Source organism: Anaerococcus cruorum, from assembly GCF_046365495.1.
GTDB classification, from domain to species: domain Bacteria; phylum Bacillota; class Clostridia; order Tissierellales; family Peptoniphilaceae; genus Anaerococcus; species Anaerococcus cruorum.
Genome location: NZ_JBGMEH010000001.1, coordinates 459,892 through 485,141, shown reverse-complemented (window position 1 = coordinate 485,141; position 25,250 = coordinate 459,892). Strand labels below are relative to the sequence as shown.

General features: G+C 32.5%; 18 protein-coding genes and 1 riboswitch. Of the genes, 6 read left to right on the top strand and 12 right to left on the bottom strand.

Going from position 1 to position 25,250, the window contains the following annotated elements:
- Positions 1-101 precede the first annotated feature (101 nt).
- Complete coding sequence (gene pdxS, locus ACCQ40_RS02305; protein ID WP_410032445.1) at positions 102-953, top strand: pyridoxal 5'-phosphate synthase lyase subunit PdxS; 852 nt, start codon at positions 102-104, stop codon at positions 951-953.
- Between the two features lie 39 nt (positions 954-992).
- Here the strand turns inward: pdxS and pepF are convergent, their stop codons facing one another.
- Genes pepF through ACCQ40_RS02285 form a run of 4 tightly spaced genes read right to left on the bottom strand, consistent with a single transcriptional unit; the run spans position 993 to position 5,456 of the window.
- A complete protein-coding gene (pepF, locus tag ACCQ40_RS02300) occupies positions 993-2,774 on the bottom strand; it encodes an oligoendopeptidase F (RefSeq protein ID WP_410032444.1) in 1,782 nt (593 codons plus the stop codon).
- A 9-nt stretch (positions 2,775-2,783) separates the two neighbouring features.
- Positions 2,784-3,656: a hypothetical protein gene (locus tag ACCQ40_RS02295; RefSeq protein ID WP_410032443.1), complete on the bottom strand. Its 873-nt coding sequence runs from the start codon at positions 3,654-3,656 to the stop codon at positions 2,784-2,786.
- Between the two features lie 3 nt (positions 3,657-3,659).
- Positions 3,660-4,334, bottom strand: a complete 675-nt coding sequence (locus tag ACCQ40_RS02290; RefSeq protein ID WP_410032442.1) for a rhomboid family intramembrane serine protease — start codon at positions 4,332-4,334, stop codon at positions 3,660-3,662.
- A 27-nt stretch (positions 4,335-4,361) separates the two neighbouring features.
- Positions 4,362-5,456 carry a glycerate kinase gene (locus tag ACCQ40_RS02285; RefSeq protein ID WP_410032441.1) on the bottom strand — a complete coding sequence of 365 codons (1,095 nt, stop codon included), beginning with the start codon at positions 5,454-5,456 and terminating at the stop codon, positions 4,362-4,364.
- A gap of 218 nt (positions 5,457-5,674) precedes the next feature.
- A riboswitch (TPP riboswitch) is annotated at positions 5,675-5,763 on the top strand.
- 21 nt (positions 5,764-5,784) lie between these two features.
- On the opposite strand from ACCQ40_RS02285, the gene thiW reads away from it, so the two are divergent.
- From thiW to thiE, 3 genes are read left to right on the top strand one after another with little or no spacing between them, the layout of a single operon-like run.
- Positions 5,785-6,291: an energy coupling factor transporter S component ThiW gene (thiW, locus tag ACCQ40_RS02280; RefSeq protein ID WP_410032440.1), complete on the top strand. Its 507-nt coding sequence runs from the start codon at positions 5,785-5,787 to the stop codon at positions 6,289-6,291.
- Complete coding sequence (gene thiM / locus ACCQ40_RS02275; protein WP_410032439.1) at positions 6,284-7,075, top strand: hydroxyethylthiazole kinase; 792 nt, start codon at positions 6,284-6,286, stop codon at positions 7,073-7,075. Before thiW ends, thiM begins: the two co-directional genes overlap by 8 nt.
- Complete coding sequence (gene thiE / locus ACCQ40_RS02270; RefSeq protein WP_410032438.1) at positions 7,062-7,697, top strand: thiamine phosphate synthase; 636 nt, start codon at positions 7,062-7,064, stop codon at positions 7,695-7,697. The genes thiM and thiE overlap by 14 nt, the downstream gene beginning before the upstream one ends.
- A gap of 41 nt (positions 7,698-7,738) precedes the next feature.
- Here the strand turns inward: thiE and ACCQ40_RS02265 are convergent, their stop codons facing one another.
- From ACCQ40_RS02265 to ACCQ40_RS02230, 8 genes are all read right to left on the bottom strand, one after another.
- Positions 7,739-9,820 (bottom strand): DUF262 domain-containing protein, encoded by a 2,082-nt coding sequence (locus ACCQ40_RS02265; protein ID WP_410032437.1) that lies wholly within the window; start codon positions 9,818-9,820, stop codon positions 7,739-7,741.
- A 194-nt stretch (positions 9,821-10,014) separates the two neighbouring features.
- Positions 10,015-11,424, bottom strand: a complete 1,410-nt coding sequence (locus tag ACCQ40_RS02260; RefSeq protein WP_410032436.1) for a CAP domain-containing protein — start codon at positions 11,422-11,424, stop codon at positions 10,015-10,017.
- 302 nt (positions 11,425-11,726) lie between these two features.
- Positions 11,727-12,587 (bottom strand): PPK2 family polyphosphate kinase, encoded by an 861-nt coding sequence (locus tag ACCQ40_RS02255; RefSeq protein WP_410032435.1) that lies wholly within the window; start codon positions 12,585-12,587, stop codon positions 11,727-11,729.
- 66 nt (positions 12,588-12,653) lie between these two features.
- Positions 12,654-16,505: a tetratricopeptide repeat protein gene (locus tag ACCQ40_RS02250; RefSeq protein WP_410032434.1), complete on the bottom strand. Its 3,852-nt coding sequence runs from the start codon at positions 16,503-16,505 to the stop codon at positions 12,654-12,656.
- A gap of 8 nt (positions 16,506-16,513) precedes the next feature.
- Positions 16,514-20,530, bottom strand: coding sequence for a protein kinase domain-containing protein (locus ACCQ40_RS02245; RefSeq protein WP_410032433.1), 4,017 nt, complete (start codon positions 20,528-20,530; stop codon positions 16,514-16,516).
- Positions 20,531-20,537: 7 nt separating this feature from the next.
- A complete protein-coding gene (locus ACCQ40_RS02240) occupies positions 20,538-21,965 on the bottom strand; it encodes a hypothetical protein (protein WP_410032432.1) in 1,428 nt (475 codons plus the stop codon).
- Positions 21,940-22,224 carry a hypothetical protein gene (locus ACCQ40_RS02235; RefSeq protein WP_410032431.1) on the bottom strand — a complete coding sequence of 95 codons (285 nt, stop codon included), beginning with the start codon at positions 22,222-22,224 and terminating at the stop codon, positions 21,940-21,942. The genes ACCQ40_RS02240 and ACCQ40_RS02235 overlap by 26 nt, the downstream gene beginning before the upstream one ends.
- A gap of 9 nt (positions 22,225-22,233) precedes the next feature.
- A complete protein-coding gene (locus tag ACCQ40_RS02230) occupies positions 22,234-22,767 on the bottom strand; it encodes a hypothetical protein (protein ID WP_410032430.1) in 534 nt (177 codons plus the stop codon).
- A gap of 340 nt (positions 22,768-23,107) precedes the next feature.
- Between ACCQ40_RS02230 and ahpC the strand changes: the two genes are divergently transcribed.
- Positions 23,108-23,677, top strand: coding sequence for an alkyl hydroperoxide reductase subunit C (gene ahpC / locus ACCQ40_RS02225; protein WP_410032429.1), 570 nt, complete (start codon positions 23,108-23,110; stop codon positions 23,675-23,677).
- Between the two features lie 22 nt (positions 23,678-23,699).
- Positions 23,700-25,247 carry an alkyl hydroperoxide reductase subunit F gene (gene ahpF / locus ACCQ40_RS02220; protein ID WP_410032428.1) on the top strand — a complete coding sequence of 516 codons (1,548 nt, stop codon included), beginning with the start codon at positions 23,700-23,702 and terminating at the stop codon, positions 25,245-25,247.
- Positions 25,248-25,250: the final 3 nt, after the last annotated feature.

Below are 25,250 nucleotides of genomic sequence, written 5' to 3'. Positions count from 1 at the left end.
AATATGGTAGAATAATAAAAATAAGAAATTTAATAGCTAATTTTATTTAGCCTTTAAAATTTTTATAATATATTTATATATGATTATTATAGGAGGCAATCATGACTTTTGAATCAATAAACAACAAACTTAAGTCCGGTGTAATCATGGATGTTATAAATGTTGAGCAAGCTAAAATTGCTGAAGATGCAGGTGCTGTTGCTGTAATGGCCCTTGAAAGAGTACCAGCAGATATTAGAGCTGCAGGTGGAGTTTCTAGAATGAGTGATCCTGAAATGATTAGCAAAATTCAAGAAGCTGTTTCAATTCCAGTTATGGCAAAGGTTCGTATAGGTCACTTTATAGAAGCACAAATCCTAGAAGCATTAGGAATTGATTACATAGATGAATCTGAAGTTTTAACACCCGCAGATGATTTTAATCATATAGATAAAACTAAATTTAATACACCTTTTGTATGTGGAGCTCGTAGCTTATCAGAAGCTTTAAGAAGAATAAAAGAAGGTGCTGCAATGATTAGAACTAAAGGTGAAGCTGGAACTGGAGATGTAGTTCAAGCTGTAAGACATCTTAGAACAATCCAAACAGAAATAGCAGAAGTATCAGCACTTAGGGATGACCAACTTTATACAAAAGCAAAAGAACTAGGTGTAGACTATGACCTATTGGTTTATGTAAAAGAAAATAAAAAACTTCCGGTTCTAAACTTCTCTGCTGGTGGAGTGGCTACTCCTGCTGATGCTGCCCTTATGAGACAACTTGGAGCAGAGGGTGTTTTTGTAGGAAGTGGTATCTTTAAATCAGGAGACCCAGCAAAAAGAGCTCAGGCTATAGTAAAAGCAGTAGAAAACTACAATGACCCTAAAGTTTTACTAGAAGTAAGCAAAAATTTAGGAGAAGCTATGGTCGGTATCAACCCAGATGAAATAACTCAAATAATGGAAAATAGATAAAACAAAAGCAGTAGACTAAATTCTACTGCTTTTGTTACATTATAGTATTGCTTTTCTTAAATCTTCTAAAGCTTCACGTGCTACATCCATAGCTTTTTGCATAGCATCTTTATTTGTCATATCAACACCTGCTTTTTTAAGAACATCGATTGGATATTCACTTTCACCTGCTTTTAAGTAGTTTAAATAAGCTTCACGATCTTTATCACTACCATTTAGGATTTTTTGGCTAAGGGCTACTGCTGACATAAAGCCTGTTGCGTATTGGAATACATAGTAGAACATATAAAAGTGTGGGATTCTTGCCCATTCTGTTGAGATATATTCGTCTACTTCTATATCACTACCAAAGTAATCACGGTTTAAGTCCCCATAAATTTCATCAAGTTTTGCAGCTGGGATAGGCTCTCCTTTGGCAACTAATTTATTTACTTCATGTTCAAATTCTGCAAACATTGTTTGTCTAAAGACTGTTGACTTAAATTGGTTTACAAAATAGTTTAGTAAATATGCAGTTTCTTCTTCACTTTGGCTATTTTTTAGCATGTAATCTAAAAGTAGCAACTCATTAGTTGTTGATGCAATCTCTGCAAGGAAGATTGAATATGAACCGTAAATGTATGGTTGGTTTTTCATTGTGTAATATGAGTGCATAGAGTGGCCAAGCTCGTGGGCTATAGTAAATACATCACCAATGGTATTTGTATAGTTTAGTAAAATATATGGTTGGGTATCGTAAGACACTGATGAATAGGCTCCTGATCTTTTTCCTTCATTTGGCATTACATCAAACCATCTTTGTTCAAATCCCTTGCGAGCTACCTCTACATATTCTTCACCAAGTGGTTTGATTGCTTCTAAAACTATATCACGAGCTTCATCAAAGTCGATTTCTCTTTCATAATCTTTTACAAGTGGTACATAGATATCGTGGAAACCTAGGTCATCTACTCCTAAAAATTCTTTACGAAGGCTAGTGTAATCTCTGTGGATATCCATATTATCATGGACCACTTCTAGTAAATTGTCATAAATTTCTTCATCTAAATTATTTGCTGAAAGACTCATTTGACGAGCTGAGTCATAGTTTCTAAGTTTTGCTACTATATTGTGGCTGGTTAGCTCACCGTCTAATAGTGATGCAGCTGTGTTTTCAAATTGTTTGTAAACTCCATAATAAGTTTCATAAACCCTGCGTCTAAAGTCACGGTCCTTATTTTCTTCAAGAGTTGTAAAGTTTGCATCTGATAAGGCAACTTCTTCTCCATCTTTTTCAACTGATGGGAATTTCATATCAGCATTTGAGAAAATCATATATGTTGATACTGGATTCTCGCTTAGTTTGGAGAAAGATGCTACGATTTTTTCTTGATCTTCACTTAAAACGTGGTCTTTGCTTCTAAATAAGTCATCAAAGTAGTGGTCGTATTCTTTTAGCTCTTCATTTTCTGTCAGCATTTTTTTGATGTCATCATAGTTAGCAGATAAAATTTCTGGTGTAATAAAAGATAATTTTTCAGAAATTTCTGCACCTGTAATTGTAGAAGTTTGGCTCATTTGTTGGTAAGTGCTGTCAGATGTATCTTCATCTGATTTTAAATGGCCATATACTGCAGCCTTTGAGAATTTTCTCATAAGTTTTTCATAATCTTTTAGAAAATTTAAAAGGGTTTGACTATCAGATGTAATCTTGCCCTTATAATCTGTAAGTTTTTCGGCAAGATCTTTTACTTCTTCTATCTCCTTATAATACTCATCATCTTCTTTATAGATTAAAGAGGTATCCCACTTTAAATTTTCATCTATTTCGTGTCTTTTCATTATTACTCCTTATTTTTCTATATCTATATTCATGCCCATATTTTGTGCACTGGTTGTAGTTTTTGTAAGTAATATCCTATCTTCCCCAGTCACATCAGGCAAATATCCTATATCCATCTCACGATTTTCATATAAACTTGTAACTGGCCTATGTTTTATACCATAGATATCTAGCATGGATGGTAAATATCTTTCTTCTGTTTCCATACGATTTTTAATAGCCTTATTTATATCCCCTGGTACAGCCTGATCAGTATATTCAACAACATCTCCCAAGCGTTCCACAGTTGGCATAGTGTTGTCAGTAGAAGTTCTAAAAACTAAATAATCCATCAGGCTCATAAATTTATTAAAAATATAATAAGCGCTATAAGTCTCGCCATTATTTATAGTAATTTGGCTAACCAAAAGCATAGGACCAGAATCAGAATTTATCTTATCATAAGTTACAATTGTATTTAAACCGCTAATTCCTGCAACAGGCCCAAATTCACGCTCTGTTAGCTCGTTATTTCTCTTATAGGAAAGAATTGTAGAATATGCTCCACCAATTTGAGTTGAAGGGCGTAGGGAAACACCTATTTGACTATCTCCTATTTTAGTGTCTATGATATTTCCCACAGCATCAGCTGGATTTAAAGTTTTGCCAGTCTTACCAGACCCATATAAATTAGTTAAATCTAACTTATCTTCTGTTTTTTCTTCTCCGCTTGATTCTGGTTCATCACCCGCTTTTTCATAGCGGATATCTGGCATAGCAAAGTCTTTTTCACTAGCACTATCTTCTGCCTCCAATTCTTTTTCAAAATCAGCTCGGGATTGAAATTCGCAAGAAGTAAGGGCCAAAATGAGGCCCAAACTTAAAAAAAACTTTTTATTCATAGGCTATACCACAGTTTTTAGACCTATTCTTACAAAAAGAATAGCTAAAACTACAAAGGCAGTTACACTTATAATTTGAGTACTTGTAGCAAGGCTGCGATTTATAACTGGGAAAACTCCCGCCAAAATCACACCAGCCAGCAAACCACCTAGGTGGCCAAGCATGCCTACGCTAGGGCTTAGTAAAGAATAAATAATATTTATTGCAATCACTGATAAAAAACTTGCCCCAAAACTAGATAGCATGCTATCTCCCCTATAATTTAGCATAATACCTAAAGCCAAACCAAAAAGTCCGTAAAGGGAAGTAGAAGCTCCAGCACTAACTGTGGATGGATTTCCAAAGGCAAAACTTACCAAATTTCCCATAATTCCTGCTAAAAGGTAAATAATAAGGAAGTTGCGGCTACCATATAACCTTTCAAAAATTGGTCCTATTTGATACAAAAAGTACATATTAAATAAAATATGCATAAATCCTATATGGATAAAGCTAGCAGTAAAAAGTCTCCACCATTCACCATAAGCAATTCTCTCCTTAACCACAGCTCCAAACCTAACAAGGTTTGTGATATTTTGGCTGCCTCCATTTAAGGTCATAATTGCAAAAACTATGACATTTATTATAAGTAGGGCGCTTGTTACTTTGCTTGATCCTAAATTTCTAAAATTATTCATAAATTTACTATACTTTCTTTTCCTATTTTATCTGCTAAAGTAGTTTTTATTAAGGTCTTTAGCCAAGGCCCTAATAGCTTCTCTCATCTGGTCACGGTCAAAATCATCTGATATTTCGTATTGGTAGATTTTATCAAATTTTTCTCTTTGCCCAATTTTTTTGCCATCCTTATTTTCTAAAAATATTACATCTAAGTTTTCATTATAAGACTTGGCCACTTTGGCAACATTTATAGAACTTAGACCGTCAAATTGATCAACATTTTCCCCTAGGATTAGGGTGTCATATTCTTTTATCATTTGGTCAAAGTCTAGTCTTTCTAATACTAGGTCCATGGACTTGGTAATTTTTGTTTTAAAAAATGTATATAAGGCCCAGGCCACTCCTCCACCAGAGCCTAAAGATGGTAAGTCTACTGGGTCAATGCCAAGGGCCTCTTCTATTTTTTTCTTAAAGTGTTTGGAGCCCTTATATAAAAATGCTATATCTAATTCCGAAGCTCCCTTTCTGTAAACCCTACTTTCTAAAAAGGAATTTTCCCCAAAAAGGGTCGTATCAGAGCTTGTGGCAATGACTATGTACTTATCAAAAATCCTATGGTCCATATTTGAAAGGTCTATTCTTTCTACTTCTACCATATTTTTTGCAATAGGATTTAGCTCATTATTACCTTTATCATAAAACCTTGCCCCCAAAGCATAGAGCATGCCCATACCAAGGTCATTGGTTGCCGTATCTCCTATGCCTATAAAAAATGAATTAGCTCCAGCATCTAGTCCATCTACTAGCATTTCTCCAAAACCTAAGGAAGAAGAATTCATCACATCAAGCTCTTCTTTATATAATAAACGTAAGCCAGAAGATTGGGCCATTTCCATAACTGCGTACTTATCTTTCATGACATATCTTGCCGTTATAACTTCATTTTTGGGATTATGGACATTTACATAATGGTAGTCACCATCTAATAGGCCTTTCATGGCTTCTACTGTCCCCTCGCCTCCATCTAAAAATGGAATGATGTCAGCATTATCTCCTAATTCTTCTTTAAAAATATTTCCTATCTCTATTGAATTTTCATAATTTTTTATTGAATCTATTGCTATTAATGTTTTCATCATCTACCCTCTCCTTATAAAATATTACCCGAAAAACGGTTAAAATAGCATAAATTAAAGCTTTACAAAAGTAACTCATATGTTATAATAAACAAGAAAGTTTATACTTTCGCTGTTTAACTCATGGAATCTTAACGGATTTCACCCATCAAAGACCATCACAAGAATGTGGTGGTTTTTATTTAGCAAATTTTTTTCAATATGTTATAGTATATTTATTAATATAGATAATGGGGTGCTAATTAGCTGAGATTATACCCAAAAACCTGATCTAGGTAATACTAGCGGAGGGATTTTTCTCGCTATTAGCTCCATGAAAAAGGAGTATCTTATGCAAAATTCTAAAAATTTACGCAAATTTGTTTTACTAGCTATGCTTGTAGCTATTGGAGTAGTTATTTCTCCAATTTTAAGGGTTCATGGCTTTGCTCCCACCCAGCACTTTATAAATGTAGTTTGTTCCGTTTTATTAGGCCCTTATTATTCTCTAGCCTGTGCAACTATGATTGGACTTATTCGTATGAGCCTTATGGGCATATCTCCCCTAGCACTAACTGGTGCAGTTTTTGGTGCCTTTTTATCAGGCCTTTTATATAAAAGATACAAAACATTTTTATCAGCATGTATAGGAGAAGTTATCGGTACAGGCATAATTGGATCTATGGTATCTTTTCCAGTTATGAAATTTATAGCAGGAGATAGCAAGGTAGCTTTATTTACCTTTACACCAAGCTTTGTAATTGCAACTATAATTGGATCAGCTGTAGCCTATATCTTCCTAAAAGCTTTAGAAAAAAACGGAAGTCTTGCTAAAATGCAGGAGTCATTAAATGATTGATTTTAATACTAGTTTTAAAAAAATGAAAGAATCCACCCACATGATCCATGCCATAGTAAGCCCGCTTGCTTCAAATGATTTGGCAAATGTGCTTTTAAGCTTAAACCAAGCACCAATTTTGGCAGAATATTATAGGGAAGTTTATGAAGTAACTCAAAACTCCCACGCCCTACTTATAAATCTAGGAACTCTAAATCAAAGCAAGCTTATGGGTATAAAAGAAGCTTTAATATCAGCCAAGGCCAATGATATTCCTATCATCCTAGACCCAGTTGGTGCTTCTGCTACAAAAGTAAGGCTAGAAACTAGTCTTTACTACCTAAAAAAATATCCTATCAAGGTTTTAAAAGGCAATTATAGTGAAATCTACTCTATATATTACCAAAAATTATCTACTAACGGAGTAGATGCCAAAAATATAGACAAAGATCAAATGATAAAAATCTGCCGAGACTTATCTACTATGTATAACACAATAGTAGTAGCAAGTGGCAAGGAAGATATAATTTCAGATGGCAAAGAAACTTTACTTTTAAAAAATGGCAGCCCACTTTTACCAAAAGTCACCGGCACAGGTTGCATCCTAGGTGGCATTATAGCAGCAAGCTATTCATTTGAAAAAAATTTAAATGCCATAGCCCTTGCCATAAGTATATTAAATATAGGAGCAGAGCTTGCCCAAAAAGATAAGGGAATGGCAACCTTTAAAATATCACTACTAGATCAAATTTCCCTTATAGATAGTAAAACAATTGAGGAGAGAATCGTATATGAAAAACTTTGACCTAAGCCTATACCTAGTTACAAATAGAGATAAATTAACCGATGAAGAATTTTTTAAGACAGTAGAAGAATCCTTAAAGGGGGGAGTAACCCTAGTCCAACTTAGAGAAAAAACTGCTCCAGCTCGTGAAGTCATAGAACTTGCCAAAAAATTAAAAGAACTTTGCCACTCTTATAATGTGCCCCTTTTAGTAGATGACAGGGTAGATATTGCGCTTGCGGCAAACCTTGATGGAGTTCACTTAGGAAATGATGATATGGATGTGGCAGATGCCAGAAAAATCCTAGGCGATGAAAAAATTATAGGATCAACTGCAAAAAATCTAGATTGGGCAATAGCAGAAGAAAAAAAAGGAGCAGACTACCTAGGAGTAGGTGCAATTTTTGAAACCAAAACCCACGTAAAAACCAAACGCACCAGTGTAGAAACATTAAGGGAAATAAATGATAATATATCTATCCCAACAGTAGCTATAGGTGGCCTTAACTATGAAAATATAGATATCCTAAAAAATTCCGGTGCATCTGGTGTATCAGTTGTAAGGGCTATTATGGATAGTGAAAATCCTTTTGAAGATAGTAGGAAATTAAGAGAAAAAGTAAAAGAAATTTTAAATATATAGAAACTTAAAGACTACCCTTAAGGGTAGTCTTTTATGATATCTTATATTTCTTCTAAATCTTGGCTAATGAACGATAGGCTTGAATTTTCTATATCATATAATTCAAAAAGCTCACTTAAAACTCTAATTTTAGAATTGTTGCTATAATTTAACTCAGCGTAGACATCCTCTATTTTAATGGGCATTCTCAGATCATCTTTATCGAAGCTAAATGCTTTGCTTAAAAAGCCATCTTCTTTTGTTTGATTAGCTAAATCAACTATATTTGAACTGTCCTGTTTATAAAGCAATCTAATTATTTCTGTAAAAGCATCTGTTAGATTACTTGTATTATATTGCTGATCTTCATATATAAATGCTTTTATTTTTTTACCAGTAAAGTCATTTTCTTCATCTAATATTAATTCACTTACTCCCGAATCTTTAACTTCGTAAGTTGTTTTAATATCAGGCCATATTTCTAAAGCTTGATTTGTTAAGTGTTTATCCCTCTTCTCTATCTCATCTTGTCCCCAACTATCGAATTTTGAAATATATTGATTTATTCTAAGACCACTATCGATAAATCCATTCTCTCTAGTTTTTTTATCCTCAAAACTATTATTACTATAACTGCTATTGTAAGCTGTTAAGGTAAGATTTGCCATTGTATGAATCCAACGTTCATAAACAGCCTCATAGTCTTCACCCAATTCTTCTTTCCACTGACTGGTTAAAGTTTGAGGCATTATGTGCTCTATTGAATAATCTCCATTATCCACGTGCCTATATATATCTTTATCTTCTTTTGTATTTACATTTTCAAATCTTTCTAGCATGTATATAACAGTCTTATTGTTCATTAAATAAACTTGTTTGATAGATAAATTTTCGATAAATTCTGGATTTCTTGGAAATTTAGCCTTACCACTTTTATTTAAAAGTGAATAATTTAATTTGTTTACATAATCATCATAGTTGTTTTCTCTTTTATAAATATCATTATTTAGCGGCAAGAATACTTTGTTTAAACTGTTTGTTGGTAAGCCTACTATACTTCTTCTAAATATATAACTTTCAATGCTAATGAAAATATCATATAAACTTCTCTCATCTATAATTTCTTGTTTATATAATTTTAATACCTCTAGAAAATATGGTCTAGTAACTTTAGTTTCTAATCTATTTAACCTATATATAACAGCCTTAATCTGATTATTTATACCATCACCTGTTACTAAGATATTATAGTTTCTAGCATATTCTAATAAATCTTTTAAGACTTCCTCATTGTCTAAGTTTTCTCCTTTTACATAATCTTTAAAGGCAAAATATACTTTATTCATAGATGGAGTTTTTCTAGTCTTTGCACTTAGATAATCTCTTACAAACCTACTTAAATCTTCTTGTGTTAATTCTTCTATTTTACTCCAATAATCTTCATATAATCTATCTTGTTCACTAGCTTCCGCTCCCATAAGAATAAAGTTTCTAATTTTATCTGACTCTTCTAAGGCTAAACCAGTAGAATTTAGGCTTTCAAATATAAGCTGAGGATCATCACGTCTAGAATCCAATTCTATATTTATAATTTCTAATTTATGTAAGGCATCATATAGCTTATCTAAATCAATATTTTCTTTATTTAAACGATTATAAAAGTAATTATAGTTGATAGTAACATTACTAGCTTCTATTACTTCTGTATTTTCCTTAAATAATTTTTCATATGCATCATTATCTTTTTTAATAGGTTTTAACTTTAAGCTGGTTTCTAAATTATCGGCATATGGATCTACCAGGTATCTTTCATATATTTCTTTTTCACGATTAGTTAGTTGATCAGATTTGTTATTAGATCTTAAGGTTTTGTATATAGCAAGTAATAAAAGTGAAACAGTTGTAAGACGTTGTTGACCGTCTATAACAAGATACTCATTAATTCTTCTTTCAGAATTTACAACAGATACTACACTTCCAAAAAAGTGACTATCTCTATCTTTTTTACCAACATCTATTAAATCATCTAATAACTGCTTACATTGCTGAGTACTCCAACTATAATTTCTTTGATAAACAGGTATGGAAAATTTAGTCTTTCCTTTATCAAGCAATGATAGTAACTCCTCTTTTCTACCGTCCATAATTATCTCCTTATAAAAAATTTTATATATTATTATAAATATTCCCATTTTTGAATAAAAATATCATTCCTAATAAAATATAAACTATTTATATGTATATATTACAATTTTTAAGCAAACAAAAAGCCCCAATATGGGGCAAACAAAAACAATTTATTATTCTTAGGGGTGTGTTTATTAATCTTTTCTTTTACTTATTTTATTGACATGTAGTTTACTGTGTACTCTACTGGGTAGTCTTGGCCGTTTTTTGTAACGCCTGCTACTTTTACTTGTAATTTTGTACCAGCTTCATAGTTCATTCCGTATCCAAATGTGATTGCTTCTACGTTTCCTTTAAAACTTTCATCAACATTTGCTGCTATGTTTACTTCACCTGTTGCTAGGTCTGTTACTTCTACTGTTGCGTTTGTTAGGTCAAAGTTTTCACCAAACATTAGTGATAGGCTTGAACCTTCTGAGTGGAATTCGCTGATTGCTGTTTCACCTGGATAAGCATAAACTGTGTTCGCATTTTCTCCAGCATAGTCGTTGTTGTTTACAAACATAGCGTTAAATTCTTCTGTTTGACCAAATCCTACAAGGCTAGCTTGTGGGTTTAGTACCCATCTTCTGTGTCCAACTTCTAATTGGTTTTCATTTCCTAGGTCATCTTTTAGGTATTCTACTACTGAGTCAAGGATGTTAAAGCTTGCTGCAAGGTTTGAGTTTTCTGCACCGTATGCTCCGTTTACATATTCTACTGAGTCAGAAGCAAGTCCTGTTGGAAGTCCTGGGTAGTGGCTAACTTGTAAGTTTAATCTGTTTACCATTGTTGCTGCTTGTGCAAATTGTGCTTGGTCAGATCCTAGTGCTAGTTTATTTGTAATACCTGATGCAAATCTTGCTGTGTTTGCAATGTGTAGGGCATCTTCTTGAGCTATATTTGAAACTTCTCCAAGGTTTAGAGAGTTTAGGTCAGCATTTGGTATGCTTACAAAAGCTTCTTCACTTTCTGGATTGATTAGGTTAAGTCCGTAGAAATCTTTTTTATCACTTGCTTTTGATTCGTAGTTTAACCAGTATGCTTTAACTTCTTCAACTGATGGGCTAGCAATTGTAAGTCCGCTTGCTACTTCTTCTGTTTGTACTAATGTACTTTCTTCTACTGCTACAGCTTCAGGAGATGCTACTTTTTCTTCTAAAGTTTTTGGTGATGAAAGAGATTCAGATGTTTCTGATACTGCATCAATATTTGCTAATTCAACATCATTTGAAGCAACTTCTTTTACTTCAGCTTCCTCATTAGCTACGTAAGCTTCTTGTGTAGTTGTTGTTTCTTCTACTACTACAGCTTCTTCGTTAGCTTCTTTTACTTCTTCTTTTTTGTTTTCTTCTTTTAGTTCTACTGTTTGTGGGATAAGGTAGTTTCTGTTATCTTTTTTTTCTACTTCTACTGCATCAGCTTTTGGTGTATCAACATTTGCTACTTTTACTTCTTTAGCTTCTGCTGTTTGTGCTTGAGCTACTTTTGTATCGTTTGATACTTGTGCTTCGTTTGATCCGCATCCTGTTGTTGTTAATAGTGCTAATGCTAATGTTAGTGCTTTAAGTTGTTTTTTCATGGTAGACCCCTTTAAAAATAGTTTTTTTGTTTTTGTTTTTTGTTTTTTGTTTTCTTGTTCTTTAGTATGTCTTTATTATAGGTGGGGGTCTTTAGCTGAATTTTTTTTGAAATTCATTTTTTTATTTGGCTTTGTTTTACCCTCACCTTTATTCTGATTACATTATAGAGGGGGCCTATCAGCTTAGTTTTTTTTGAAATTCACTTTTTATTTTTATCTATTTTTCTAGGATAAAGGGCCAATTTTGAACAAAAAAATACCAGACTTAGGAACTTCCCAAATCTGGTATAAATAATTTACTATTAAATTTTATCTTCTTTTAAGTCTTTAATTATCTTTTCTGCTTTTTCTTTATCTTCACTATCGAAGGTTGGATAGCTTGGATTTATATTTTCTATAGCCTCTATTAAAGCAAGGGTTGCAATTTTTCTTGCAAGCCATGGATTATCAGCTGGTAGTACATACCAAGGCGCAGTCTCAGTAGCAGTATTATTTAGCATTTCTTCAAATGCTTTTTGATATTTATCCCAGTTTTTTCTATCATCTATATCTGAAAATGAAAATTCATGGTTTTGGTTTTTATTTTCCAGTCTATCTAAAAGTCTTTGTTTTTGCTCGTCTTTTGATACATGAAAATAAAATTTCATTACTGGAAATCCGTTTTCTTTCATATATTCTTCAAAGTTATTGATATGCTTATATCTTTTTTCCCATAAGTTAGGATCGTTTTTAATCTCATCTGGCAAGTGGTCTAGGGTGTCATATATCTTTGGAGAAATGATATCTTCATAGTAGGATCTATTTAATATGCCGATTTCTCCTCTCTTTGGTAAACCCTTATGCATTCTCCATAAATAATCGTGGGCGTTTTCTTCTTCGGATGGTTTACCAAAGGATGTCTCCCTTAATCCTTGGGGCATAAGGTTTGAGAAAATATATTTTATTATTTCATCCTTGCCTGCTGCATCTATAGCCTGAAGAACTACTAGGATACCGTACTTACTTTCTGCATTTAATTTTTCATGAAGATCTCTAAGTTTTGGCACTAAATCATCATAGAGTTCTTTTTTAATTTCTTCATCTTTTTCTTCACTTACCAAGTAACTATCTAAATCAGTTATTTTTATTTTTTCACCAGTTAATTTAAATTTATTATTATCCATAATATCTCCTTTTTTTATATTTACCCCAAATTTAAAAAAAACCGGATTTTTGTCCGGCATTTCTTACTAAAAGTTTTCATGTTGGTAAATAAACTTATTAATATTTTCTTGGTTATTTTTATAGTCTATAGCATTGGCAGTTTCTATAGCTAGGTTAAAATATTTTCTTGCTTTTTCTTCTTTGCCCCAACGAATATAAAGTTCTGCTAAATTACTATAGTTTACCATTAATCTTTCTTCATTTTCTACTGACTTATGATAGTCTATAACCCATTTGGTAAGATCAATTGATTTTAGATAACACTTTTCACAAAGAGCGTAGTTTTTATCTTTTATCAAGTAAAGATTACCTAAGTTATTGTAGGTAATGGCTGTTTTCTTACGTTTTTTGTATGGGTCTTTTAAAATTTTAATCAGCTCTATTACTTCTAAGTATAAATCTTCTGTCACACTTAGAGGATAATTTAAGTCTGTTTGATTACAAGCTAGGTTATTATATATTATCAGAAGTTTTTCGATATTATCATCATCTTTAAATTCTTTGATTAATCTTTTATGAATATCAATAGCTTTTGCGTAATATTTTTCGCTATTTTTACTATCGCCTAGCATAAAGTATAGAGAAGCAAGGTTTGTATAACAAGTTGCAAGGTTTTCTCCATAACTTTTATCTGTTTGATTTTCTTCAATAGTATTCATTAACTCAATGGATCTTTTGTAGCAAAAAATTGCATAATCATCATCTGCCCTATTATCTACATATAAAAAGCCTAGGTTATTATAGCTTGTTGCAAGGTCAGTAATGGCTTCTTTGCTGGAGCTACTAGTTAATAAATCTTCTTTTAAGGCTATGGCTTTTTTGTAGTATCCATAAGCTTCCTCAATTTTCCAATCTGCATAAAGATTGCCTATATTATCGTAGGTAATTGATAGAGATTTTTTTACAGAAATTATGGCCTTAAGCTTTAAGATGCCTTCAAATATCCTAATTGCTTTAAAATAAAAGTCTTCTGCCTTTTTCCTATCATCTATTAGCTCACTTGCAAAAAGGTCGGCAATATTATTATAAGTCTTACCTAGAGTTTCTTTGTTTTCTAGGCTTGGCTCTTCTTGCTCAATCTCTTTTAAAATATCAATAGACCTATAGTACCATCTTTCTGCTCTATCAAATTTATTTTGTGTAAAGCAAAGGCTAGCTATATTTATATATGCTAAAGCTAAAGTTTTTTTAAGGTTGATATCATCATGATCATCTAAAAGTTTTTTTATAGTATCTATAGATTGTTTATAATAGTATTTTGCATTTTTAAACTCTTCACCATCCCCTGTCGAATAAAGGTTGGCTATATCATTGTAGGCCATGGCTAGATTTTCTTTATTGACAATGTTTGGCTCATCCTCTGCAATCTTTTGAAACATCGTTAGAGATTTTTGATAATATTTGCTTGATTCATCCCTTCTACAAGGACTTACATCTAGGTAAAATCTTCCTATATTACTATAGGAATTAGCTACATTTTCTTTATTTGAAGTGTTTTTATCTAAATCGTAGAGTTTTTTATTTACCTTAAGTGAATTTAGCAAATACCTTTCACTTTGCTTCATATCACTTTTAGATCCTATGTCATACTTCATTCCAAGGTAGGCTGATTGGTCTGCATATAAGCTCATTAATTGCTTATCATCTGTATGAGTTTGAACAAGAACTTCCAAATATTCTAAAATTCTTTTACCATTATATTTGGTAGCTATAAGAGATTCCCTAGTTTTTTCCTCATAGGCACTGTAAACAAAGTAAGTTAGTAAAATCTTTTGAGCTTCTAAGCCAAATTTACTAAGTTCTATAAATATTTTTTTCATCCATTCATCATCTTTATTATCAATGCTTACATTGTGGATTTTAGTAATAGATTCTATGGCAATATCTATCTCTTGTGGGGTTAGTCTCCCATATTGATTGCCAATCTTATTTAAAATATCTGCTCCTGCTTCTACATTATGGGACTTATAGGCTGAGTAATATTGCTCTTGAAGTTTTATCGGATCTTCTATTGGCAGGGTAATAAAAGCGTTAGCAATATCGTTATGATATCTTTTTTGTTTTTCCTCTGAGAGAACTTCAAGAACAGCTTGGCGGATAATCTTATGAGTAAAGTCTATCCTTAGGTACTTATCTTCTAAGAAAAATGCCCTGAGATATTTTTTTAAAGTAGCAAAGTCTAGAGAATTATAGTTATCTCCTTGCAGTTCATAAATCTTTTTTAAATCACTTTCACGGAGACCTCGCCTAGATACTGCTAAGTAAGAGATGGTTCTTTGCACATCATCTGTATTTGTTTTTAGATTTTTAGATGCATGGGAGATTATATCTAGTATTAGCTCTTTTAAATCACTTGGCATTTGCTGGATAAGATTTTTTTGATAGGTAGTTATTTTTTCATAACCATCGCCAGCCTTTAATATCCTTAGATAATCTTCCCTATTCATCATTAAAAGTCTTTGAACTAAAAGCGATATATATAAAGGAGATGAGCTTCCCTTTTTATTCACAATTTCTTGTTTGATTTCTAAAGGTAATTCTTTATTGTTTATAGCAAGTGATGAATTAATAACCTCAAGTTTATCTTCAGTATTTAATTTATCTAACTTAAAGTTTAAATAATCATTTAGGAAAATATAGGTATCACTTACCTTTTCATTCTCATCTTCGAGATAAGAAATTATAAATTTAATTTTACTATCGTTAGTGAAGTTTAGAGGTTTAAGAAGTTCTGCAACACCAGCTGGATTATCAAGCTGGTCTATGGCATCAATTAAGATAATTATTTCTCTTTTGCCTTTTTTGAAATATTCTCTAAGAGCTGTTTCATATAATTTCTCATCCTTAGACTCATCTTCTTTTTTTACACCCTGAGATGCATCTTCTTCTTCAAAATCTTCCAAAATTTTGCTAAAGTCTATGGCCTTATCTTCTTTTCTAAGAGTTTCATTTATATATTCTGTTATAACTCTCATCATCCCTTGAGGGCTGGTAGTTTTTGGCGTAAGGGATGAGAAAAGGATGATAGAATTATATTTTTTATTGACTCTTTCAGAAATTTTTGCCATTAAGGTAGACTTACCATTTCCACTTTTTCCCTTAACAGTTATGACATTATTTTTAGCAATTTCTTTTACTATCTGGTCTTCGATAGCTTTTCTGGCATTAGAAATTACAGATTTCTCGTCAGCTTGAGTCTTGTGATAGAGGATTTCTTTTTGAGTATCTGTTAGGTCTTCTTTTATAATTTGATTTTCCAAAAGAACTCTAGTCATATCCTCTGTAGCAAAATCTACAAATTTATCTACACCTACTAAGTATCCATCTTTATAAGTTACATCATACTCATGGATATTTTCTGCTGGTAAAACTTGCCTGATTTCTTTTTTTAGCTTTTCTATTTTTTCTTTTTCTTCTGGGTCTTGCTCATATATAGTTCCCTTTAAATCGCCCACTATATTTCTAATATAGGCAAAGGAATGTTTAGCGTATTGGGGATTTTTTAAAAATCCATAGTCTATTTCTAGGTTTGTAATAGACTTTTCTATTTTTTCATCTGGAGAATAGATTCCGTAGCGAACACCAGTTTCTTTTACCAAATCATTATCTGGTATCCACCCATACCTATCTCCTACAAGTACCATAAAATAAGGTCTGTTATTTTCTATCTCATCTAGGCACACTTCTAGGATTTTTTTATCCTTTTCTTCTTCATTTTCAATGTCTGTATCAATACCCCAACGTAAGTCTTGGAATTTGATTCCTTCTATTCTTTTTTTGTATGCTTTTTCATTTAAGTCCGGGGATAGTTTTGTCTGAATCAAATCCCTTTCTATGTGCATATCCTTAAATGTACTTGATACAAATATTTGCTTCATCTAACCACCTAATTTTCTACTAATTCCCAATTCTTTTCTGCTTTTGCTATATTTTCTAGATAATTTATAATATTATTCTCTTCTATCATCTGACGATCTATTAAATAAACTCCTGTGGCCTTGGCAATTTTTCTAGTAGAAGAATCTATACCCTTACTATTAGTATTTACTAAAATCGGCTTGGTATCTATACCAAACTGCTTGGCCTGAGTTTTTATTTCATAAATATCTTCTTTTCTTAGTTGTTCTTGGATGGTTGTTATGATAAAAGTAGAAAATTCTTTGGTACATACTATATCAATATGATTTTCTACCCCCTCGCTTATAGGGCTATAATCATCGTAGGCCTTCCACTTTAACCTAACATCGATTTTTATCTCATCAAAGACTGAACTTTTTCTAATAAGTTCAAAATAAGTATAAATCTGTAGGGCAATACCTTTTTCTAAAAACTCCCTAAAGGCTATATCTCCCAGCTCGTAATTAAACTCTAGGGTATTTCCTTTTGCTCTTACAAAGTCCTTGCCATTTATATGATTAAAAATTCTAATATCTTCATCTGGATTTATATTTTTATCCAAATTTTCCATCAAACTATTTAATTTTTTGGCTATATCCTCTGCATCTTCTCTTGTAGTTTTATAGCTAAAATTAACATTATTACTCATAGCATAGTAGTAGATGTTCTTTTCTTCTTCATTTTCATAAAGAGGGAAATAAAGCTTTCTTAAGTCAAAAACTTCAAAATATTTGTTAAGATTTTCACTTATGAATTTGCCTAGGATTTTTGAAAATTCATCATTGTAGCTATGAAGTTTTAGTTTGCCGGGATTTACTGGATATTTATAATCGATTAATAGATTTTCATCCTTCATGTCATTTAGAAAAGAAGTAAGTTTTTGATATTTTAATTTATCATCTCTTTTGAAAATAAAGTCTCCTACTTCTATCATACTAGTATTTGGTTTAGTTTTATACGATAAATTTAATATATATTCTGGCATGGACTCTCTAAATATTCGGGTAAATTTTGCCCAACTTTCAGAGTCAGATTCTATATAAGCCTGCCATAGCTTTTCATAATAATTATTTAGCCTTGCTATGTTGTTTTCACTAGCTGCATTGTAAAACTTAGCATTATTTAGGAAAAAAGTTTCTTCTACCGTTAAAGTTCTGCGATTTATATAATAGTCTATAGCATCATAGTCCCCACCCCATTTATTTGATCCTAAATATTCTACATAAGGCAGGATTATTATTTCTGGTCTTTTAGCATCAGTGTGGGTATTTAAGGTAAGATCAGCTACAGCATCAACCTTACTATATAAGTGCATTTGATCATAGCTAATCATATAGATATTTAGAGATTTTTGCTGTCTTTTGTATTTTAAAAATTCTACAATCTTAGCAAATTTTTCTTTATGCTCAGTAGGATTTTCTGCAAGTAATATCAAGTTTTTAGGATCAAACTTAATGGCTGCAAGGACATTTGCCCAAAGCAATTGATCATCAGCTACAAAAGGAGCAAAAATAGTTTTGATAGGCCCATGTTTTATAAGAGGCTTTGCATCTATTACCATGTAGTCAGAATCTCTAAAAGATTTTGGTTTTTCCCTTTCTATCATTAGTGATATATCCTGCTTTATAAGGATATAATCAGCCAAAAGCTCCTCTTTACCTAGGAAATCTTCTTCAAATCTTTCATCAATAATGCTTAGCAATTGATTTATAGTATTTATTGCAAAGGCTTCTTTATCAATTAACCTATCAGTGACATTGTAAAGCTCCTCCCATACTGGAAAAAGCTCACGCAAACTATCATTGGCATGCCAATTTGTATTGCTTAAATTATGGCTGATACGTTCCATAACTTTTTTGTCGATATTTTTAGTTTTCTGGAATAAAAACTCTTGGATTTTACGACTTACTATTTCTAGCTCATCATCCTCACCCGCTTTAAATTTTTTTATATTTGTGTTGGCTATAAGAGGGTGGAGTTTATTTACTTTATCAACGTGTTTAATGGACCCAGTGTAGGCATAATTTTTAAATTCTTCCTCACTTGGCCTGCGGTAACCTTGGGTTATCATAAACTTATTCCAATTGTGGTGTTCTCTATCAGCAAAAATATCTCTTGTAGAAAGCGCCTGTGTTTTACGTCCTGGTTCTACAACTCTTTCATAAAAATGCTTAGAAATATCCTCATGGGCATAGGATCCTGCCATATAAATCCTATATTTCATAGAAAGAGCCGTTCTTACAGATGATTTTAAGCTGTAAAGGTCATTTTTTATAAAATCTTGCCAAATTCTAGCATCATCCACTCTTTCTCCACCGTATTCTCTGGTGTAATATTTATGAACTTCGTAAGCTTCTTCCAATATATTTTCGCCAAATTCTTTGTTACGGAAGGTTGCTGCACTACGCAAATCTACATTATAAAGGCTAATAAATTCATTTTCATGTGCTTCTATATCGCTAGAATATCGAGAGTAGTTGATAATTAAACGGTTTTCTTTTGTATCTTTAAATTTTTCATAAAGCTGGTTGGCAAGTTGTGTATAATTTTGCCCATCCTCATGGTGAATTATTATATAATGCTCGTTTATATCAGCTGTTTTTCTAGAAAAATTAATGCTTGCATAAGAACTTTCTGTAATAGCTGGGTTTATATCATCATTTATTAATTTTCCTTCAATGCTTATTTTTGTTGTTTCTTTTAAAAGGGGCATAGAAGTTGTAAGGGTTTTATAAGTTTGTTTAGGGTTTTTTGTATAAAAAGTAAACCTATTTTCTGTCCCATCTAAATCTACTGCAGCAAATAATAAGCTAAAGAATTCTAGACCTCTTTCCAAATCCCCTACTATGGCTATATCTATGTAAGATTTATCGTCATCTTTTTGAATATAGTTATAGAGAGGCTTATTTTCTATAATAAAGGCAGCAGAAAGTATATTTGCTATTTGTTTATTCTTATCTATATCAAGACCTGCTTGAATCTCATCTAGCCTTTGGCTAAAATCACTTACTGTAAGATACCTATGGACAGATAAGCTTTCCTTTAACAAATCAATAATTTTATCAGTAGTTATTTTGTTTAAAAATATCCTGTTTGATTTTTTAAGTAAAACTTCCCTAAGATTACGCTCTAGGTAGTCCATATCTTCATTTTCTAAATCTTCTGGATACCTATCCATTAAAAGATAGAAAAATGTAACACCAAGCATGTATAAATCTATCTCTTCACTGATAAATATTTCCTTACGCTTATTGATATTTGATACATAACGGAGTTCTGGTGGGATAAAGGCACGCTCATTTGGCATGAAAAATTCTGTAATACTATCTAAATCATCCAAAGATACTGCTGCGTCAAAGTCAAATAATTTTACCGTATGACGTTTGTAATCATATAGGATATTTGCAGGTTTTAAATCCATGTAGATAATTTCTTTTTGGTGGAGGAAGTGTAATATTTCAGAAGTTTGCCTTAAGACATCTATAATCCTACCTAGGTCTAGATTATTGTATTTATCTACACTTTGGGCCTTATCTGTGTCATATAAGGCAAAAAGATAGTCATCTGATTTTTCTAGTTTGTAAGGTCTTACTATCCTATCTTCAAGAATTGGGTCGATTTCTATAACTTTTATGTGCTTATCATAGGAATCGATAAATTTTTTGCGGTCTTTTACAAGCGTTAATAAACTTTCTTGGTCCTTGGCATCAAAATCTAATTTTATAGGATTGGCTTTATCCCTTATCACCTTTATGTCATCTTGATTATAATTAGGGAAAAACTCCTTTAAAATCATATTTTTCTTTGGAGGATAAAGGTCATCTACTTTAACTTCATAGACTAGGCAAGAAGCACCAGCGCCAACAAGTTTACCCACTTCTATTTTATATTTTAATTCTCCTCTATCATCCAAGATTTTTATATCTTGGCCTGATAAAGAAGACCTGCTTTGGTCCATTTCTTTTATTTGGCTGATAAATTCTTCTTGTGTCTTGAAATTTTTCATCTAGTCTTTATTCTCCTATATTTATTAGATACTTAGCCCAAAGATCGCGAAAGGCATCTATTGGCTCATCATAAACTACTAGTTTTAATAGGGTTTCCTCATATGGGTTTGATATATTGTACTCATATAGCCTTGAGTTTCTTAGCTTATAGTCCATAAAAATCAAGTAGTTTCTCTTTCTTTTGGCTGGGGTTGATAGTTTATCAAACCATATATCCTCATTTTCTATTACAAAAGCTAGAAAATATAGGGTAATGAGCCTTGATCTAGTAATTTGTGATATCTTGTTTTTTTCTATAATTGCATTTAGGTTTTCGTGTTTTATCCTCGTATCTTTAAGCAAGTCATCTAGGGCTGCTATTTGATTTTCTGGTAGGCCTACATCTTCATTTGATATTATGGCATCTTTATTATAAAGATAGGATAGTAGCGAGGATATTTTCTTTTCAGATATATAAATAGAGTCTTGCTCTACCCTTTCTATACCTCTTATATCATTTTGATAAATATAATCACTATACTCTTCTCCAGAACCTAGGATAGGTACCTCATCCTTATAGGTAAAGTCATCGCTTCTTAAGATGATTTCTTTTTCCGCTCCTGCTGGACTTTTTTCAAGTATATATTTTTTTTCTGGATAATAGGTCTTAGTATCTACCCTTTGCTCTGATTTAAAAACAAAGGGCATATCTTGAGTAATTATTATGTCATCCTCACTTTTATAGAATATCTTTACATTTCCTCTTGAAAAAAAGTCTGCATTTTGAGTAGATCCATCGTCATTGCCATATTTTACATTTGAAAAACCAGCTATCTCGTAATCAAGTTTTTCTTCGACTTCATAAAAGGTAGATATAAACTCACTTTTTATAGTCCTATTAGTATTTTCACTAACAAGGTCCTTATGATAAGCTATGATATCGTGAATAATGGTATCATCTACCTGATCCATATTTCGATACTCATTTAGATAATCATCTAAGGAGTTTTGTAAAATTGTAGTGTTTAAGTTGGTGTCTTTTTTTTCTACTTTGCTATCTAAAAGTTCGTCTTGGTGGTCATAAAGATAGTTTGCTCTTAGAAAAAAATTGACAGGATTATCTGGAAAGTGTTTTAGTGCAATATAAATTAAGGCTTCCTTTTTATCCCAAATGTTAAGCCCTGTTTCTTCTAATGCTTTCATCAAAAATACTTCTAGCTCAGCAAGGTCCATGCCTAGGCCAAAGCCGTAGATAAACATCTTATCACGGCTTATCACACTTGCTTTAAAGTCTTTTCTGATTTGTGTTTTTTTCCAAATTTTCCTGTCGTCTTTGTCATAGTCCAAAGATCCATAGACCTCACTTTTTGAGCCGTGAGGGTAGAGATTTTTTTCTTTAAATAAGTCTACTACTAAATCTATAATCTTTTCAAAATCTTGGTTTTTTTTCTCCATTTTCTATGGAGGTAAATATGTCTATTACCTTATCCCCAATTTCCTCTTGGCTAAAGCCTAGGTCATTGTAATGGGTAAGGAGTAAATAATTAATTATGTATTTATAAAAAGGAATTTTCTTCCTTAGAGCAATAGTATTATTAGCTCCAATTTCTATAGATTCTATATCTAAGTATTCTCCAGAACTAATATTTTTTTGCCATTCAAACTCGTTAGTTTCAATTATAGTAGTTTCACCAGAAACTATTGCATTTTCCATAAAGGCTCCTTAATTAATATATTCGTATGTCTTATCAAACTCATCCCTATCGATTAGGTTAAAATCGACATTTTCTATAAGATCTCCATCTCTTTTTACATCATATATTAATATAATATCATTTTTCTTAGCCCTTAATATAGTCCCCCATAATTCTGCCTGATAGAAAGCATCATCTAAGTCAGGATTTATTATAAGTTTACCTGTATCAAGTAGGTATTTTATGACATCATCTTCCTCATCACCGTACTGCCAGCTATAAAGAATAACTGGAACTTGCTCATACTGATAGCCCTCTATATGGCGGTGATGATTTAAAAACCTTTCACGTGCATTTGGATAGGGATTGTTAGCATTATCAATTTTTACAAAGTCTCCAGTGCTTGCAAGCTCACCTTTAGTTGTAGTTTCTGTCGAATATACTTCATAACAATCTTTGTGCTTAATAATCTTTCCATTAGCAATCAGCTCTTTTTCAAGGTCTGTACCAGTCCCTAGTTCAAAAGCTCTTACATAGACATTAGTCTTTTTAACTTTTCTCATAGTTCCTCATCAAAATTTTAATATATAATTTATAAAAATTTCCCTAAGCATATCCCAGGGTTTTACTAGGTAATATTTTACCATAAATAATTAAATAATTATATTACATTATAGTATTATTGTAAAAATAACAAATATATATAAAATAAGGAGTAACCTCACCTCTATTAATAGGAAAATATTATTTATATAATCATCAATAATATTAGCTTACTTGGGTAAGATATCTAATGAATAGAATTATAATCGTTCTTTTAGGTTGACTTTTATTTTAGAATGATTATAATGTTCATGTAACCATTAGTAAAACACTACTAAAAAATATAAAGGAGAAATAATTATGGCATTTATTGGTAAAACCCTACCAGAATTTAAATTAGACGCATATGATCCACAAAAGGATGACTTTATCACAGTTTCAAGTGAAGATTTAAAAGGTAAATGGACTGTATTACTATTTTACCCAGCTGACTTTACCTTTGTTTGTCCAACAGAACTAGAAGACCTACAAGATAACTATGCTGCTCTTAAAGATTTAGGTGCAGAAGTATATGGTGTTTCTGTAGATACACACTTTGTTCACAAGGCTTGGCATGATAACAGTGATAGAATTAGCAAACTAGAATACCCACTAATCTCTGACTCAAATAAAGATCTAACACGTGAACTTGATATCCTAGATGAGACTGGAAAAGCTCAAAGAGCGACATTTGTAATCGACCCAGAAAATGTAATCCAAACTGTAGAAATCAACGCTGACGGTATCGGACGTAAGGCTAATGTAAATATTAACAAAGTTAAAGCTGGAAAATACGTTGCAGAACACCCAGGTGAAGCATGTCCTGCAAAATGGGAAGAAGAAGGCGATGATATCCTAACTCCAGGCCTTGACCTTGTAGGTAAACTATAAGTTAAGAAGGAAAACTAAATAGATGCTAGAAAATAATTTAAAGCAACAGTTAGCCCAATACCTTGACATGTTAAAAACAAAAGTCACTATTGGGCTTTCTGCTACTAACGATGAAAAATCGGATAAAGTAAGAGAATTTGTAGAAGAAGTAGCAGAACTTTCAAATAAAATAAAAGTCGAAGAAAAAGAATTAACCTACACACCTTCATTTGAAATAAAGGGTGACTTTGACCATGGTAAGATTATCTTTGCAGGAGTGCCACTAGGTCATGAATTTGCATCTTTTGCCCTAGCTATGCTTCAAGCAGGTGGTATAGAGCCAAAAGTAGATGAGTCTACTAAAAAAAGAATAGAATCAATAGAAGGCGGAGACTTTGAAACTATCGTTTCCCTATCCTGCCACAACTGCCCAGATGTAGTTCAAGCTATAAATATCATGGCAATCTTAAATCCAAATGTAAACCACACTATGATAGAAGGATCCATGTTCCAAGACATAGCAGAAAGCCGTGATGTCCTTGCAGTACCAGCTATCTTTAAAGACGGAGAATTTTTTGAAGGTGGTAAGCAAACCATGGATAGCCTTTTAGATAAAATTGCCGGTGGCAAATCAGCAGATGATTTTGCTGATAAGGCAGCCTTTGATGTTTTAATCATAGGTGGCGGTCCAGCAGCAGCAACTGCAGCAGTTTATGCAGCTAGAAAAGGTGTATCAACAGGACTAGTTGCAAGTGATTTTGGTGGTCAAGTAGTGGAAACACTTGGAATAGAAAATATTCCTGGCTTTAAATACACAGAAGGCCCATCATTCATGGGACAAATGGAAGAGCAAGTTAAGGCCCTAGGTGTAGATATCATGACAGGAGCTCTTGCAGAAAATATCAAAGAAAGTGAAAACTCCTCCCAAGACCTACGCCTAATCGAAGTAGAATTAGATAATGGAGCAAAACTAGAAGCTAGATCAGTAGTAATTGCAACTGGTGCAAGATGGAGACTACTAGGTATCCCTGGAGAAATCGAATTTAAAAATAAGGGTGTTGCCTACTGTACCCACTGTGACGGACCACTATTTAAAGGTAAAAAAGTAGCAGTAATCGGTGGAGGAAACTCAGGAATCGAAGCTGCCATAGATCTTGCCGCAATGGTAGAACACGTTACAGTTATAGAATTTTTACCAGAACTAAAAGCAGACCAAGTCCTACAAGATAAGCTAGCTACCCTAGGAAATGTAGAAGTAATCAAAAATGCCCAAACAACAGGTCTATATGGTGAAAACAAACTACAAAGACTAGAATACCTAGACCGTGAAACAAACGAAGAACACGCTATAGATGTAGAAGGTTGCTTCATTCAAGTGGGCCTTGTGCCAAACACAGACTGGCTAAAAGAAAGTGATGTAGAACTAACAGACAGGGGAGAAATAATAGTAAACCCAGACGGATCAACAAGCCTAGAGGCAGTATATGCAGCAGGAGATGCAACAAACAGTCTCTTTAAACAAATAGTAATAGCAGCAGGATCAGGCGCAACAGCAGCCCTTGGTGCTTTTAATTACTTGATGAGAAATTAAAAA